The 15,378-nt window shown below is 45.9% G+C and carries 13 protein-coding genes and 1 other annotated feature; of the genes, 12 read left to right on the plus strand and 1 reads right to left on the minus strand.

All coding sequences use genetic code 11. From position 1 onward, the window contains the following. Positions 1-15: 15 nt before the first annotated feature. The 6 genes from G519_RS0110585 to G519_RS0110610 all read left to right on the plus strand — a co-directional run bounded on the left by G519_RS0110585 (position 16) and on the right by G519_RS0110610 (position 9,608). Entirely contained in the window at positions 16-903 is an 888-nt protein-coding gene (locus tag G519_RS0110585; protein ID WP_029194653.1) for an RluA family pseudouridine synthase, read from the plus strand. 117 nt (positions 904-1,020) lie between these two features. After that, positions 1,021-2,055: a LysM peptidoglycan-binding domain-containing protein gene (locus tag G519_RS0110590; protein ID WP_029194654.1), complete on the plus strand. Its 1,035-nt coding sequence runs from the start codon at positions 1,021-1,023 to the stop codon at positions 2,053-2,055. A 178-nt stretch (positions 2,056-2,233) separates the two neighbouring features. Next, positions 2,234-2,486 (plus strand) — a binding site (T-box leader). Positions 2,487-2,585: 99 nt separating this feature from the next. Further along, positions 2,586-5,255, plus strand: a complete 2,670-nt coding sequence (locus G519_RS0110595; protein ID WP_029194655.1) for a valine--tRNA ligase — start codon at positions 2,586-2,588, stop codon at positions 5,253-5,255. Between the two features lie 70 nt (positions 5,256-5,325). Then, positions 5,326-6,702, plus strand: coding sequence for a bifunctional folylpolyglutamate synthase/dihydrofolate synthase (locus tag G519_RS0110600; protein ID WP_029194656.1), 1,377 nt, complete (start codon positions 5,326-5,328; stop codon positions 6,700-6,702). Between the two features lie 7 nt (positions 6,703-6,709). Next, entirely contained in the window at positions 6,710-8,098 is a 1,389-nt protein-coding gene (murC, locus tag G519_RS0110605; protein ID WP_029194657.1) for a UDP-N-acetylmuramate--L-alanine ligase, read from the plus strand. 160 nt (positions 8,099-8,258) lie between these two features. Beyond that, on the plus strand, positions 8,259-9,608 hold the full coding sequence (locus tag G519_RS0110610) for an SPOR domain-containing protein (RefSeq protein ID WP_029194658.1): 1,350 nt from the start codon (positions 8,259-8,261) through the stop codon (positions 9,606-9,608). A gap of 139 nt (positions 9,609-9,747) precedes the next feature. Here G519_RS0110610 and G519_RS0110615 read toward each other — a convergent pair whose 3' ends face one another. After that, the gene (locus G519_RS0110615) at positions 9,748-10,995 is read right to left on the minus strand and encodes an N-acetylmuramoyl-L-alanine amidase (RefSeq protein ID WP_029194659.1); all 1,248 of its coding nucleotides are present in this window, start codon (positions 10,993-10,995) and stop codon (positions 9,748-9,750) included. 146 nt (positions 10,996-11,141) lie between these two features. Here G519_RS0110615 and G519_RS0110620 point away from each other — a divergent pair, with 146 nt between their 5' ends. From G519_RS0110620 to mreC, 6 genes are all read left to right on the plus strand, one after another. After that, the gene (locus G519_RS0110620) at positions 11,142-11,384 is read left to right on the plus strand and encodes a DUF4321 domain-containing protein (protein WP_029194660.1); all 243 of its coding nucleotides are present in this window, start codon (positions 11,142-11,144) and stop codon (positions 11,382-11,384) included. 57 nt (positions 11,385-11,441) lie between these two features. Then, entirely contained in the window at positions 11,442-12,044 is a 603-nt protein-coding gene (locus G519_RS0110625; protein WP_029194661.1) for a Maf family protein, read from the plus strand. Between the two features lie 120 nt (positions 12,045-12,164). Further along, complete coding sequence (locus G519_RS0110630; protein ID WP_029194662.1) at positions 12,165-12,614, plus strand: RrF2 family transcriptional regulator; 450 nt, start codon at positions 12,165-12,167, stop codon at positions 12,612-12,614. Positions 12,615-12,725: 111 nt separating this feature from the next. Next, entirely contained in the window at positions 12,726-13,415 is a 690-nt protein-coding gene (gene radC / locus G519_RS0110635) for a RadC family protein (protein WP_029194663.1), read from the plus strand. 36 nt (positions 13,416-13,451) lie between these two features. Beyond that, a complete protein-coding gene (locus G519_RS0110640) occupies positions 13,452-14,486 on the plus strand; it encodes a rod shape-determining protein (protein ID WP_029194664.1) in 1,035 nt (344 codons plus the stop codon). Between the two features lie 21 nt (positions 14,487-14,507). Next, on the plus strand, positions 14,508-15,371 hold the full coding sequence (gene mreC / locus G519_RS0110645; protein WP_244280088.1) for a rod shape-determining protein MreC: 864 nt from the start codon (positions 14,508-14,510) through the stop codon (positions 15,369-15,371). Positions 15,372-15,378: the final 7 nt, after the last annotated feature.

Raw genomic sequence — 15,378 nt, forward strand, 5'->3', positions numbered from 1 at the left:
AAAAGGAACACATCAATGACAGAGTGGAAGCGCAGCGGAGAATGGTTAGAGATCCCCCTACCCAATTCGTTATGGAAACCTCTTAAACCAGGGGCAATAGAAGAATTAGCAGCTATACTGCCAGTTCCTAGAAAGTATTTTCTACGACTTGCCTCTCAAGGCCTTATTCGGATTCAGGATGACAAAATTCGACTTCATGCTTTTCCTGAAGAGAAGGCTGCTTTCAGACCAGAGCCTTTTGATCTTGCCATTTTGTATGAGGATGACTTTTGCCTTGTCGTTAATAAACCGGCAGGCATGTCCGTACATCCAGCAGAAGCAGGGCAAAGCGGTACGTTGGCTTCTGCGGTAGCCTACTATTTTGAATCGACTGGCCAGGCTTGTGGGATTCGCCATATCCATCGTTTAGATCAAGATACGACCGGAGCTGTACTTTATGCCAAAAATGAGTGGGCGCATGTGCTTCTGGATGAAGCAATGCGTGACAAACGGATTGATAGACGCTATGTGGCGCTAGCTGAAGGCGTATTTCGTCTAAAACAAGGATCGATAGATGAGCCTATCGGTAAAGATCGTTATATCTCAGGCAAGCGAAGAGTTTCACCAAGCGGTGATCAAGCGGTTACGCATTATCGGGTTTTAGAGCAAATGAAGAAGGCAGCTTTTGTGGAATTAGAGCTGGAAACAGGGAGAACCCATCAAATTCGGGTCCATCTCAGTCACATAGGCCACCCATTAGCAGGGGATTCCCTATACGGGGGTTCATCGCGTTTGTTTCATCGACAAGCGCTGCATGGAGAGAGGCTTTCGTTCGATCATCCTGTTACTCAGAAGCAGGTCATCGTGCATGCTCCATTGCCGCAAGATTTCAAACTTTTGCTAGAGGAAGTTTCAGCCCTGTAAAAATGTAGTCATGCCTAGCCCTACCCACCCATATACTTTTAGAGACAAACAAGTAAATGGCCAAACAATCCGCATGCTGTCCAGCATCTGGATTTGATGGAAGGGAGGATTAATTCGGTGTCTGAACAACAACCAGGTTTAAGATTCGATATCTATGAACGCGTTCATTTGCAAGAAGATTTAGCGGGGATACAAGAATTGAATGATGTAGAATTGCTTCCTCATATTCAGGTAATTACTTTGGATGATCAAGCAATACTGAAAGGAAATTTGCTGCTCACGGGCAATTATTTCAGTGAAGAAAGGGATGCACCCAGATCACTAGAGCATCTGATTCCAGTCGAGATCACATTGCCTTTAAATCGCATTCATCGTGTAGAAGATATTCAAGTCGAAATTGAAAATTTTGATATTGATCTTTTATCAGCACGAAGTCTGAACGTTACAGGTGTGCTTTCCCTGCAAGGCGTCGAAATTGTTTCGGCTCCGTTGGAGAGCTGGCGGGAAGAAGAGGAAGTTACTTTTGTGCATGAGGTTAACATCCCAAGGTTCGAGCCAGCTGTGCCTTATACGCCACAGTTCGTCCAGGAACCACCGACACTTCCGATCATTCAAGAACCCGTAAACGTATCGTCTTATGCGGCTCCTCCTCCCTATGAGGCTCCCGCTCAAGATGAGGTTGCTTCTGAATTTGGCTCTAACGATGGTGCTGTTGTTGTGGAGATTGAACAAACCGAACTAAAAGTGACACCCCATCAAGAAAGCACGGTGGTTACGGAAGACAAGAAAGAACTCAAGGTCGCCTTTGGCAAAAAGGCGAATGAGGCTGTTGACATCAACCCGTACGGTATTAAATCGCTGCTTTCTAAGGCAGGCTCGTATCTAACCGATAAGAGGAATGCAGAAGCAGAAGCTCAAGCTGCACTTGCGGAAGAAACGCGAATAGATGCTGTGGAGTGGAAACGACTCTTTCTTCAAAGCAACACAGGAAGCCAAGAGTTTAGGAAACTCAAACTATGTATTGTTCAAAAAGAAGATACGCTGGAATCCATTGCCAAACGCTATCAACTCAACCCGCGTGAGCTTCAGCTTCTGAACCGCATGAGTGATCAAGAAATATCCGTTGGGCAGGTTATCTATCTGCCTAGATAAATAACCTGTTACATAGGCAAGAGCCTCTGGCTGCTTATAGCGGCTGGAGGCTCTTATTCATTTTCGTAACATCTTTCGGAAGCAAGCATAATTTATGCATAAACGGTAATACTGGAATGATATATTGACTCTATTTCAAATGTTCGATATCATATGATGTAAACCATTTTGAGTAATATTGGAAACGTTGATAGGGAGTAGTAGGCGGTAAGCCCTTCAGAGAGTGGAACTGGTAGCGCTGAAAGGTTCCATAGGAAGCAACCGAACGAAGTCGCCCTGGAGTTGTGAATGTGATTGTATGCGCCCGTTTATTCGGAGAGCAGCATTAGCATTCGCCGGCCGCAGCCGTTATCTGTTTGAGAGCCACGCGCTTCTTTTGAAGCTGCGCGGAATGAAGGTGGTACCACGGAAGCAAGCCTTTCGTCCTTTGCGGGCGGAGGGCTTTTTTTGTTTGAATGAACACCGATGCGAGATGACTAGCAGGCATCATAAGCCTGTTTAACAGAGATAAAAGTAATGGAGGTAATCTTATGACAGAAGCTAATGAGACCAAAGAACAATTGCAAATGCCTACTACGTACGATCCTAAAGAAGCTGAGCGCAAGTGGTATGATTACTGGATTAAAAATGAATTTTTCAAAGCGGGCACCCGTCCTGATGCGGAAACCTACACCATTGTGATTCCACCTCCGAACGTTACGGGTATGCTGCATATTGGGCATGCGCTTGATTTCACACTGCAGGATATTTTAATTCGCACCAAACGGATGCAGGGATATGACGCGCTTTGGCTGCCTGGATCTGACCACGCTGGTATTGCCACTCAAACTAGGGTAGAGCAAAAGCTCCGCGAGCAAGGACAATCACGCTATGATCTTGGACGCGAGAAGTTCTTGGAGAAGGTGTGGGAGTGGAAGGAGCTATATGCGAACACGATTCGTGAGCAATGGGCTAAAATGGGCTTCTCGCTGGACTATTCGCGTGAACGCTTCACCTTGGATGAGGGCCTATCACAAGCCGTTCGTGAAGTATTCGTAAGCCTTTATGAGAAAGGCCTCATCTATCGCGGGAATTATATTATTAACTGGGATCCAGCGGCTCGTACAGCGCTATCTGACATCGAAGTAGAGTATAAAGAGGTGCAAGGCGCCCTCTATCATTTAGAGTACAAAACGACCGACGGAACTGGTTCCATCGTTGTCGCCACGACACGTCCTGAGACGATGCTCGGTGATACTGCGGTTGCGGTTCATCCGAAGGATGAGCGTTATCAGCACCTCATTGGCAAAATGCTGTTGCTCCCTATCGTGAATCGTGAGATTCCGGTCATTGCGGATGAATACGTAGAAAAAGAATTCGGAAGCGGCGCTGTTAAAATTACACCTGCGCATGACCCGAACGATTTCGAGGTCGGGAAACGTCATGACCTGCCGCAAATTCTTGTTATGGATGAAACGGGTACGATGAACGCGAATGCGGGGCCGTATCAAGGGCAAGATCGCTTTGATTGCCGCAAGCAAATCGTGGCGGATTTGAAGGAGCAAGGTGTTCTTATTAAAATTGAAGAGCATGTCCATCAAGTGGGTCACAGTGAACGCAGTGGTGCGGTTATCGAGCCTTATTTGTCAACACAATGGTTCGTGAAAATGCAGCCGCTTGCTGAGAAAGCGATTGATACGCAAAAATCAGGCAATGGCGTTAATTTCGTACCGGATCGCTTCGAGAAAACGTACTTGAACTGGATCGAAAATGTTCGTGACTGGTGTATTTCTCGTCAATTGTGGTGGGGACATAGGATTCCAGCATGGCACTGTGCAGATTGTGGTCAAATCACGGTAACACGTGAGGACGCTACGGCTTGTTCTCATTGCCAAAGCACGAATATAAATCAAGACAATGACGTACTTGATACATGGTTCAGTTCGGCATTGTGGCCTTTTTCAACATTGGGCTGGCCTAATGAAACAGAGGATTTGAAGCGTTTCTACCCGACGAATGTGCTTGTAACGGGCTATGATATCATTTATTTCTGGGTATCTCGCATGATCTTTACAGGGCTGGAATTTACACAGCAAATTCCGTTTAAAGATGTGTTGATGCATGGTCTTGTACGGGATTCCGAAGGTCGCAAAATGTCGAAATCACTTGGCAATGGTGTAGATCCGCTTGAAGTCATCGAGAATTACGGCGCTGATGCTATGCGCTATATGATTTCCACTAGCAGCACACCGGGGCAAGATCTGCGTTTCCGCCTAGAACGTGTAGAACAAGCGCGGAATTTTGCCAATAAGATCTGGAATGCATCTCGCTTTGCTTTAATGAATCTCGAAGGTGTAAACGCAGCAGATATTGATTTAACTGGTCAACTGGGTACGGCAGACCGCTGGATTCTGCATCGCCTGAACGAAACTGTTCGTGACGTGACTCGTCTAATCGACAGCTATGAATTCGGTGAAACCGGCCGCTTGCTGTATAATTTCATCTGGGATGATCTCTGTGATTGGTACATCGAGTTCAGTAAATTAAGCTTATACGGGGCTGATGCAGCTGCTAAGAGTAAAACGCAGTCCGTACTTGCTTATGTTCTTGACCAAACACAGCGTTTGATTCATCCGTTCATGCCTTTCATTTCGGAAGAGATTTGGCAGCATCTGCCGCATGAGGGTGAGACGATTACGCTTGCTTCTTGGCCAGTAGAAAATGAGGCTTTCGAATCGCCTGATGCAGTTCACGAGATGGAGCTCTTAATGGACGTTATTCGTTCCGTTCGTAATATTCGCTCTGAAGTGAATGTGCCGATGAGCAAGAAAGTTGAACTGCTTGTAAAACCGGCGAGCAGCGAAACGCTGACTATTCTAAACAGCAATGAAGAATACCTGAAGCGTTTCTGTAACACGTCCCTGCTCCAGATCGACGCAGAGATGGCAGCTCCAGAGAAAGCTATGACAGCTATTATTACAGGAACTGAGCTTTACTTGCCGCTAGCAGGTCTTATTGACATTGCACAAGAGCTCGCGCGCTTGGATAAAGAATTGCAAACTTTGCATGGAGAAGTAGAACGTATTGAGAAGAAACTGGGCAATGAGGGCTTTGTTGCCAAGGCACCAGCCAAGGTTATCGAGGAAGAAAAAGCAAAACTTGCTGATTATGCCGATAAGCGAGACAAAGTGATTGCTCGATTGGCGGAGTTAAAAGGATAATTGTGGCAAATCAAACGAATGCCTAGCGACGAAAACAAGCTGATTCATATAGTAAATGAGGATGAGATCGATGGATAAAATCAAAGACACCCCTTCGGCTGAATTCCAGACCGCGCAAGAAGCCATTGCCTGGATTGTCGGCCGAATGGAGAAGCTCGGCATAAAACCGGGACTTCAACGAATGCAGATGTTAATGGAGAAATTAGGTCACCCCGAACGTAGGCTGAAGTTCATTCATGTGGCTGGGACGAATGGCAAAGGCTCTACATGTGCCTATCTATCTTCTGTGTTGCAGGCTTGCGGATATGACGTAGGTACATTCACCTCTCCTTATTTGGAGAAGTATACGAATCGTATCCAAGTGAATGGAGCCGACATTCCAGACGACGTGCTGCTCACACTGGTGAATGATGTGAAGCCAATCGTAGACGAAATTGCAGAGACTGAGGTCGGTCCTCCGTCTATGTTTGAAATTTCGACCGCACTAGCGATTATGTATTTCGGTAAAGTGGCATATCCCGATTATGTAGTATGGGAAACAGGTCTCGGGGGAAGGCTGGATAGCACGAATATTGTGAATCCTGTCGTAACCATCATTACGAATGTCGGCCATGACCATATGGAAATCTTGGGAGATACACTCGAATTAGTAGCAGCAGAAAAAGCGGGAATTATTAAAGCTGGTGTACCCGTCATTACCGCTGCCCAGCCCCATGAGGTTTGGAGTGTGATCGATCAAACAGCCAAGGCGAAAAAAGCAACACTCTACTCACTTGGCGGACAATTCAATTTCTCGAATGTCACAAGTGAGCTTGATAGCCAAACGTTTGATTTTAGCGGGCCGTTTCGAAATATCAATGGTATGCCGATTACGTTAAACGGTGAGCACCAATTGAAGAACGCAGCAGTGGCCGTAATGACGCTTGAAGTTCTTCGTCAATATTATGCCTGCATCGTAGATGACGAAGATCTGTTCAAAGGACTCAAGGAGACACGTTGGCCAGGCAGACTTGAGATGGTTTCGAGCGAGCCACGTATATTACTTGATGGCGCTCACAACCCAGAAGGGGCCGCAACACTGGCTGCCGCGCTTCAAAGTGTATATACGTACCGTAAGCTTCATATGATGGTAGGAATGCTCTCCACGAAGAATCATACAGGCTACCTAAGGCATATACTACCATTGGTGGATACTCTTATTATTACGGAACCCGATTTTCATAAAAAAGGCGACGCTTCAATGCTTGCTGAGATTGCAAGAGAGCTGCTGAGCGAGATGAATCGAACGGTAGATATCATTATCGAACGAGACTGGAAGCAAGCCTTAGAAACACTTACAAGTAGAACTGAGCAGGATGATCTGGCGGTCGTATCCGGCACGCTGTATTTAATCTCTGATGTTCGTTCTTGGATTACCTATCAAACCGATTCTGAAAAAGGATGGTGAGAACGGCGTGAGTCAAGCAGAACACGTACATTTTATAGGCATCGGCGGATACGGCATGAGTGCCATTGCCAAAGTCATGCTGGAAATGGGATACCGGATATCTGGTTCCGATCTAGCACAGCAAGAGCTTACAGAAAAGCTGAAAGCGAAGGGTGCGCAAGTTTTCATCGGACATGAAGCTAGGAATGTGTCAGGAGCCGATTTGGTTGTGTATTCAACCGCTTTGGCCAAAGACAACGTAGAAATGCAGGCTGCGGAACAATTGAATATTCCGATCATTCATCGCTCACAAATGCTTGCTCGGCTAATGAACGAACGCAAAGGGATTGCGGTTGCCGGGGCCCACGGGAAAACAACAACATCATCAATGATTGCTTTAGTCATGGAGATTTGTGGAATAGATCCGACCTATATTATCGGTGGCGAGATCATGAATGTTGGGAGTAATGCTAAAGCCGGCAAAGGTGAATTCGTCGTGGCAGAAGCGGACGAGAGTGATGGAACCTTCCTTCAATATCACCCAACCCTTGCACTTGTGAACAATATAGAAGCGGATCATTTGGAGAATTACAATGGTGATTTCGAGAATTTGAAGAAAGCTTACAAGCAATTCCTCAGTCAAGTTAGACCTGGCGGGAGAGCTATTGTTTGTCATGATGATACGTTCTTACGTGAAATGATTCCGCAGATTCAAAGTGAAGTTATTACGTATGGTATAGATACTGAGGCTGATTATGTTGCAAGCGATATTACGTTAGGTGATCGTAAGGTTACGTTTACTGTTCAGTTCAAAGGGGCTGAAATCGGTCAGGTAAGCTTGTCCGTACCAGGTAAACACAACGTATATAACGCACTAGCAACGCTTATCACTTGTCTTGAAGCAGGACTCACTTTCGAACAAGTTGCAGAAGCCATTCAGGAATTCCGCGGTGCAAAGCGTAGGTTCCAAGTGCTGGGAGAAGTTGCGAACATGTTGGTTATTGATGACTACGCGCATCATCCTACGGAGATTCAAGCAACCATTTCCGCAGCAAAAGCAACAGGGAAACGCATCATAGCTGTGTTCCAACCGCAACGTTATACGCGAACCTATTATTTATTTGAACAGTTCAGCCGCTCATTCGAGGAAGCTGATGAGGTTATTATTACCGATATCTACTCACCTGCCGGTGAGCAGCGAATTGAGGGAATAGATTCAGCCAAGCTGGTTGATTTAATCCGCAACAACAGCAACCCGAACGTTCAGCATATTGCAACTCGGGATGAGGTGCTCTCTTATTTGATTCAGCATGTGCAGCCTGGTGACCTTGTGCTAACTATGGGAGCGGGCGACATCTGGAAAGCAGCTGATGGTCTAGCGAAATCGCTGCGTAAAAAGTACGATACGAATAGTTAAAAGAAGGATCGCTGCAAGCCAAATGGCTGGAGGCGGTCTTTTTTTGCTGAAAGAAACATAATGGGGTTCTCTCAATCATAATCTAGTAACAGAAGATTTGGACAAGACGACGCGGCGCTATGCCCGATTCCAAATAAATTTTACGAGGAGTGATTGAGAGATGAACAAGAATAAAGCAAGAATAACCTACCGTTTCGATCCACAAGAAAGGTCGGAATCAACCCGCAGAGCATCGCGGGTACCTGATCAAGAGGAGAAAGTGATACCACTCTATCAGGAAGAATTTAAGGTTATAGATTCTACAATTGACCCTCAGATGTCGGATGAGGTGACGCCCTATCATCAAGCGGAGAGGGAGCAAGTCGAACATTTATTTGAACCTCATGCTTTAAATACGTTCACGACGGATTTTGGAAGCTGGAACAGTCAGATTGAATCGGAAGGTGAGCGAGTCGAAAGGATCATTCGTGAATCACAGGCGGCTCGAGAGAATCAAACGGTTAGAAATCCTTCAACGGAGAGAGCTGAGCCTACCTCTGACCGTCATCGAGATGAGTGGTCAACTTGGACGTCTAAGGAGCCTTATTCGGAAACAGGGACAGGTGCCAGATACGCGAAATCAACGAGTACTCCTTGGATTCGAATTGCTACATCAGTGGCAGGAGCGGTGGTGACGGGGATTGCGTTTGGATTCTTTGTTCTCTCCATGTTTTCAAGCGATCGTGATACCAAAACTACGGCAACGATTACTAATCCGATCACGGTTTCTTCGCCAAATGTACAAGCAGCGGTCCCATTGAAAGCCCCAACGGGTGCAACGAAAACGACGACAGATCAAGCGCCTGCTGTTCCTGCTGCTGCCTCGGCTGTCACAGCGGTTCAAATTCCTGCGAAATCGTATACGTTCCTTCAAAATGGCGTTTTTAGTAACTTACAAGGCGCTCAAGCTATTCAAGATACTTTGAAGAAAAAAGGATTAGCCGCTGCGCTTGACACGACAGATAAGCTAACTGTATTCGTCGGATTTGCCAAAAGCCGAGATGACGCTCTTGCTTTAAGAGAACAACTGCAAGCAGTGGATAAAACCGTTGAGGTTTATATGAAAAACGTGGATATCCCCGCGGCCACAGGGATTCGTTGGAGTGGATCGAAACCAGAGTCGGTTTCAAGCTTCATTGGTGAAGGTGATAAACTGGTGAATACGATTAATGGACTAGCGCTTGTTCATCTGGCCGAGACGAAGCCAACCCCGCTGGCTGAAACGTCGCTTCAATCGATTCGTTCTTCGCATCAGCAGCTTACGACATTGTCGGCGTCGCTAGGAGAGGGATTAGGTGAAGACACGAAGTCATTCGTGCAAAAAATGACCACATCGATCAACAGTGCGGTTCAATCGATGGAAGAGTATAAGAAGAGTCCTTCCACCGCTATGCTGTGGCAAGCTCAATCGTCCATGATGCAGTACATTATTGCTCAAAGAGAGCTGCTGAAGAAAATCAGCGTATCCTAATAAAAAAGCAGTGTGTCCAAAGCTCCCGGGAGTTAGGACACACTGCTTTTTATTTGTAGATAAGAAAGTATAAGTTATATACTTTTGCTTCGCATCTACCTTGACAAACGCGTTCGTCCCTGAAGGACGACGGAGTCGTTTATCCTTGGTAGTAGCGATTGAGCATGGCAGCAATCTCTCCACGCGTAATGGATTGACTTGGTTTAAATGCGGTATCCGTTATCCCATCAATGATGCCCTTATTTTTTAATGCATAAATGGCCTTGGCACTCCATAATGTTTCAGGCACATCGTTGAATGATGCGGATGCTGCTGCAACAGGCGGGCTATTCGTTGTAATAGAAGCCATTTGTAAGAGGCGATCGAAGAGAAAAGCGACTTCGCCTCTCGTAATCGACTGATCGGGTCTAATCGTTCCATCGGAGTAGCCCTGCAGGAGATTTAAGTTTTTGGCTTTGGCGAATACGGGGCTAGCCCAATGAGAAGACGGCAAGTCTTTGTAGCTTTGCTCAGCGGGAGCTTGGAAGCCATAAACGATGGATGTCACGGTTCCGCCCGGCTCACAAACGGATTTCAATTGGTTAAATGTAAATACACGATCCATTAATGTGAGAAATTCCGCTCTTGTTAAAGCGCGTTCCGGTTCATAACGATTAGCAATGCCTTCGATGATCCCTTTATTTTTCATCCGCAAAATTGCTTCTCTGGCCCAATGACCAAGGGAATCCGTGAACAAGGGCGGTGTGTAGGCAGCAATACCATCCGCAATACCCGCAGCCATTTTAGACCGAACGGAGTCACTTGCAAGCAAAGCTGCGTCGCTTGCTTGGTTAAGAAAGGCTGTCTCCACGAGAATACTTGGAATTGTTCCCATTCTGGCTACATAAACGGCACTTGGAATGAGACCTAAGTTTTTGGTGCCGGCAGCAGCTAGTAGAGAATCCAAAACATGCTGTGCGAGGTCTTTACTATACGGAGTTAATTTTTTCATCGTTTCACTTGCTGGATAATCTTCTTGTGGATAATCATTATCGTAGTAGAGAACCATAGTTCCCTTCGTTTTGCCGTCCGGATGCGAATTGGCGTGGATAGATACGAATAAATCCGCTTTTTGAGCATTTGTAAATTCGACTCGCTGGGCAAGTGACCAATAGGAGTCATCTGTTCTTGTTAAGACGACTTCGTAACCTTTTGCGATTAGCTCATCCCGTACCTTCTGGGTGATGTCCCAATTGACATCTTTTTCACGGAGACCATTAATACCGGTCGCTCCAGGGTCACTTCCACCATGTCCGGCATCGAGGACAACTTTGTAAGCAAATGCTTGATAAGGAAAGGCAAAGGTAAGTAATAAGGATAATAGGATAAGTCTTCTAAGTAGAGTCATAAGTTGAAATACCTCCGCTAACTATCTTACTAGGATCGGCTCACGTTGTAAGCTGGTAAGAATCACCATCGAATCCTATTTTTACTTGGAAAAAAGAAGAGTCTACCCGTATAATAGGGCTTGTACATAAAGAGAGGATGACAGGAATGAAAAAAGGTACCTTCACATTGATCGTATTTTTAATCGTCGGTTTAATTACCGGGATTATCATAGGCCAGCTGTTGGCTGGAGTGCCTGCTCTCGCATTTTTGACCAAATCGGCGCAAATTTCATGGGAGCCCAAAGCTGATTTACAAGTCGTGAAATATGAGTTCCATCTTTTGGTGAAACTAAACCTATGCAGTATTCTTGGATTAGTGGGGGCGTACCTCCTGTATCGTAAGGTGTAACTGGATTGCAATTGGAAAGCCATAGAAAATATTACAATCAGCTAGGAGTTGTTTCTTTTGAGTCATTCCCCTAAACAAAGACTAATTCTTGCTTCGTCTTCGCCGCGGAGGCAGGAGCTTATTCAATCGCTTGGTTTACCCTATATCATTCGAGTGAGTGACGCAGATGAGACCGTCGAAGAAAAAATTTCGCCTGCAGAGCTCGTGGAAGTGCTCTCTTTGCGTAAAGCCTCTACGGTTCTAGAAATGCTTGAAGTTAGTGAAAAAGAAGGAATCATTATCGGATCTGATACCGTTGTTGTCTATCAAGATGAAGTTTTAGGCAAACCGGTGGATGAACAGGATTCTTTCCGGATGCTTAAAGCACTGCAAGGCAGTACGCATCAGGTTTACAGCGGAGTTGCTTGTGTAGACGCGGCTACAGGTAAACAGGTTGTCTCTCATCGTGTGACAAATGTGAAGATGAAGCCCATGTCTGACGCGCAGATTTTACGTTATATAGCCACAGGAGAACCTAAGGATAAAGCTGGTTCCTATGCGATTCAAGGGATCGGAGCAACGATCGTGGAATCTATTGAAGGTGATTACTTTACCGTTGTTGGATTGCCGCTTTCTCTGCTTAGTGACCTGCTGCTAAGCTTTGAAATTCAAGTTCTTTAATTGTCAGATCCTAGCTGGAATTTATGTCCAAAATAGGACTCATACATTGACTGTGTAATCTGTAACGGTTACAATGACAGTAAGCGACATGACTTCGCATTCTTCAGGGAGGTATTTGCCATGAACAGCGAATTTACAATAGCCGTCCACAGTCTCGTATTTCTGGCTCATTTACCGGATCATATGGCAACCAGCGAAGAAATTGCTGTGAATGTATCTACCCATTCTGCTCGTATACGTAAAGTTATGGGCTTTCTACGAAAAGCAGGTTACGTTTCGACGAAAGAAGGGATCGGTGGCGGATTCATACTTAGCTGCAATCCGGACGAGGTGACACTCGGCGAAATTTACCGATTAACTTGTCAAGGTTCCTTGAAACCGAGCTGGTGCTCTGGTGATGAGAATAAGACCTGCGTCATTTCATCCAAAATGGATTTATTGATGGGGAAGGTTTTCATTGACGCAGAGAAGCAGATGGAATTATACTTTGATGGACATACCATCGGCAGTATGCTGGAACAAATCAGAGCATTTGAGTGTCCACAATCGAATAAAGAGCAATTGTCCTAGAAGCCCTCGGATCTCACAAATCCGCGGGCTTTATTTTGTTTTTTGAGCACTTATCCTTATGAATGGGATGCGTTTAAGTAACACAACCTACATAATGAAAGAGGGGAATTCATGGAAGTCACAAGCCTGATGCTACGAGAAGTACCGCAGGAGGAAAGACCTAGAGAACGTATGCTCCAATACGGAGCAGGTGCATTAAGCCATGCTGAACTGCTGGCCATTTTACTTCGAACAGGGACGGTGTCGGAGTCGGCGCTGCGTTTAGCAGGTCGTATATTAAGTGAAAGCGGAGGGCTGCGCAGCCTTGTTGACATGAGCAAAGACCAGCTTACCCAAATCAAGGGAATCGGCGATGCGAAGGCTCTGCAAATTCAAGCCGGGATCGAGCTTGGTCGCAGGCTGGCCAAAAGTACATTTGCGGAGCGAGTTACGATTCGTTCTCCCAAGGATATCGCCGATTTAGTGAGTGAAGATCTTCGTTATTTGCAGAAAGAACATTTCGTTTGCTTATTTCTCAATACAAAGAATCATCTACTTGCGCAGGAAACATTATCGATGGGCAGCCTGAACGCGTCTATTGTTCATCCTCGTGAAGTGTTTCGAGCGGCAATCAAACGCAGCAGTGCTTCAATCATCTGTGTGCACAATCATCCAAGCGGTGATCCGACTCCAAGTCCGGAGGATATTCAGCTCACGCATCGGCTAGTGGAAGCGGGAACTATAATTGGTATTGAAGTGCTTGATCATGTTATCATTGGTGATCAGAGATTCATAAGTTTGAAGGAACAAGGCTTTATGTAATATAATAGATAACGCAATAGGAAAGGAGCAGCTGCCATGTTCGGTGGTTTTACCAAAGATTTAGGGATTGATTTAGGTACAGCGAATACACTGGTTTATGTAAAAGGCAGAGGAATTGTCGTTAGGGAGCCGTCCGTGGTTGCTCTACGTACTGATACAAAAACAATCGAGGCTGTCGGAGACGCCGCTAAAAAAATGATCGGTCGTACACCAGGCAACATTCGCGCAATTCGTCCAATGAAGGATGGGGTAATTGCTGATTTTGAGACAACCGCAACGATGATTCGCTACTTCTTAAGACAAGCACAGAAGCAGCGTTGGTTGTTCGCGCGCCACCCGAATGTTATGGTTTGTGTGCCATCAGGCATCACAGCTGTTGAGAAGCGTGCTGTAGAAGATGCAACGAAGCAGGCTGGAGCTCGTGAAGCTTACACGATTGAAGAGCCCTTCGCAGCAGCGATTGGTGCGGATCTGCCCGTTTGGGAACCAACAGGAAGCATGGTTGTCGACATTGGAGGGGGAACAACGGAGGTTGCAGTCATCTCTCTTGGTGGGATTGTAACGAGCCGTTCCATCCGTATAGCAGGCGATGAAATGGACGAAGCCATCATTCAATATATTAAGCGAACGTATAATTTGATGATTGGGGAACGTACATCCGAAACGCTTAAGATGGAAATTGGGTCGGCATTACCTATGGAAAAGCCAGAGTCCCTCGAAATACGTGGACGTGATCTTGTTTCCGGATTACCCAAAACGCTAAGCGTTACTTCCGATGAAATCACGGAATCGTTAACGGATACGGTGAATGCGATCGTTGACGCTGTGAAGGTTACTCTAGAGAAGTGTCCGCCAGAATTATCAGCGGATATCATGGATCGGGGAATTGTGCTGACGGGTGGCGGTGCCTTACTGCGTAATCTTGACCGCTTGCTTGCCAGAGAAACTGGAATGCCAGTACTCGTCGCTGATAATCCGTTGGATTGTGTGGCGATTGGAACGGGCCGCGCTTTGGAAAATATCCATTTGTTCAAGAACAGATCAGGATCCAGTTCGAGATATAAGCGTTAATATTCGTTAGAAGGTGCTAATTTGTTTAAATTTATGGGCAACAAGAGGCTGATTTTCCTGATGTTCGGTCTAGTCTGCTTCTTTATATTGATGGGACTGACACTCGGGAACCGGGCACCCATGACGTGGCCGGAGAAATTTGTTAAAGACTCGGTATCGTGGACGCAAGGACTCTTCTACAAGCCCGCTGCGCAGGTAGCGGGTTTCTTCGAAGATATCCGTCAGCTAAGAGTCATCTACGAGGAAAATAAGACGCTGAAACTGACTCTAACGCAGTATGCACGAGACACACAGCGGCTGAATGAGCTGGAATCACAAAACAAGCGGTTAATGGAGGCTCTTGGCTTCACAGAAAGACAGCGACAGGCTAATGTGTATACGTATCGCATTGCAGAGGTCGTAACCATTGATCCGGATCCGTATAATAGCACAGTTACGATTAATTTAGGCGATAAGGATGGCATCAAGGAGAATATGGCCGTCATGACTGTAGATGGGTTGGTCGGCAGGGTCAGTAAGGTGTTTGGTTTCCACTCAAATGTTCAATTACTCACGGAAACCAATGATACCGATAATAACTCTAAGGCAATTGCTGTCACGGTGAAGGGGAATGAGAATCAACCCTTCGGGATGATTGAGTCTTACGATGCCAAAACCGGCGAGCTTGTGATGAATAAGGTCGAACATGCCGACGATATGAAAATCGGGGATACAATCATTACATCAGGCATGGGGCAAGTATTTCCTAAGGGTATTGAAGTAGGGACAATATCTTCCATCGGTCCAGGGGAATTCGGTATTACATACAAGGTTATGGTGAAGCCCAAAGCTTCGTTTAACCGTATCCGTGAAGTGTTTGTAGTCGAAGTCCCGGAAGTGAAATGAGGTGAGC

This window comes from Paenibacillus alginolyticus DSM 5050 = NBRC 15375, from assembly GCF_000422905.1.
GTDB classification, from domain to species: Bacteria; Bacillota; Bacilli; order Paenibacillales; family NBRC-103111; genus Paenibacillus_E; species Paenibacillus_E alginolyticus.

What these genes read in the sequence shown, in the direction of transcription:
- G519_RS0110600 (WP_029194656.1), top strand. Translation starts at nt 5,326, where the DNA reads ATGGATAAAATCAAAGACACCCCTTCGGCTGAATTCCAGACCGCGCAA.
- G519_RS0110630 (WP_029194662.1), top strand. Translation starts at nt 12,165, where the DNA reads ATGAACAGCGAATTTACAATAGCCGTCCACAGTCTCGTATTTCTGGCT.
- G519_RS0110585 (WP_029194653.1), top strand. Translation starts at nt 16, where the DNA reads ATGACAGAGTGGAAGCGCAGCGGAGAATGGTTAGAGATCCCCCTACCC.
- G519_RS0110610 (WP_029194658.1), top strand. Translation starts at nt 8,259, where the DNA reads ATGAACAAGAATAAAGCAAGAATAACCTACCGTTTCGATCCACAAGAA.
- G519_RS0110640 (WP_029194664.1), top strand. Translation starts at nt 13,452, where the DNA reads ATGTTCGGTGGTTTTACCAAAGATTTAGGGATTGATTTAGGTACAGCG.
- G519_RS0110620 (WP_029194660.1), top strand. Translation starts at nt 11,142, where the DNA reads ATGAAAAAAGGTACCTTCACATTGATCGTATTTTTAATCGTCGGTTTA.
- G519_RS0110615 (WP_029194659.1), bottom strand. Translation starts at nt 10,995, where the DNA reads ATGACTCTACTTAGAAGACTTATCCTATTATCCTTATTACTTACCTTT.
- radC (WP_029194663.1), top strand. Translation starts at nt 12,726, where the DNA reads ATGGAAGTCACAAGCCTGATGCTACGAGAAGTACCGCAGGAGGAAAGA.
- G519_RS0110595 (WP_029194655.1), top strand. Translation starts at nt 2,586, where the DNA reads ATGACAGAAGCTAATGAGACCAAAGAACAATTGCAAATGCCTACTACG.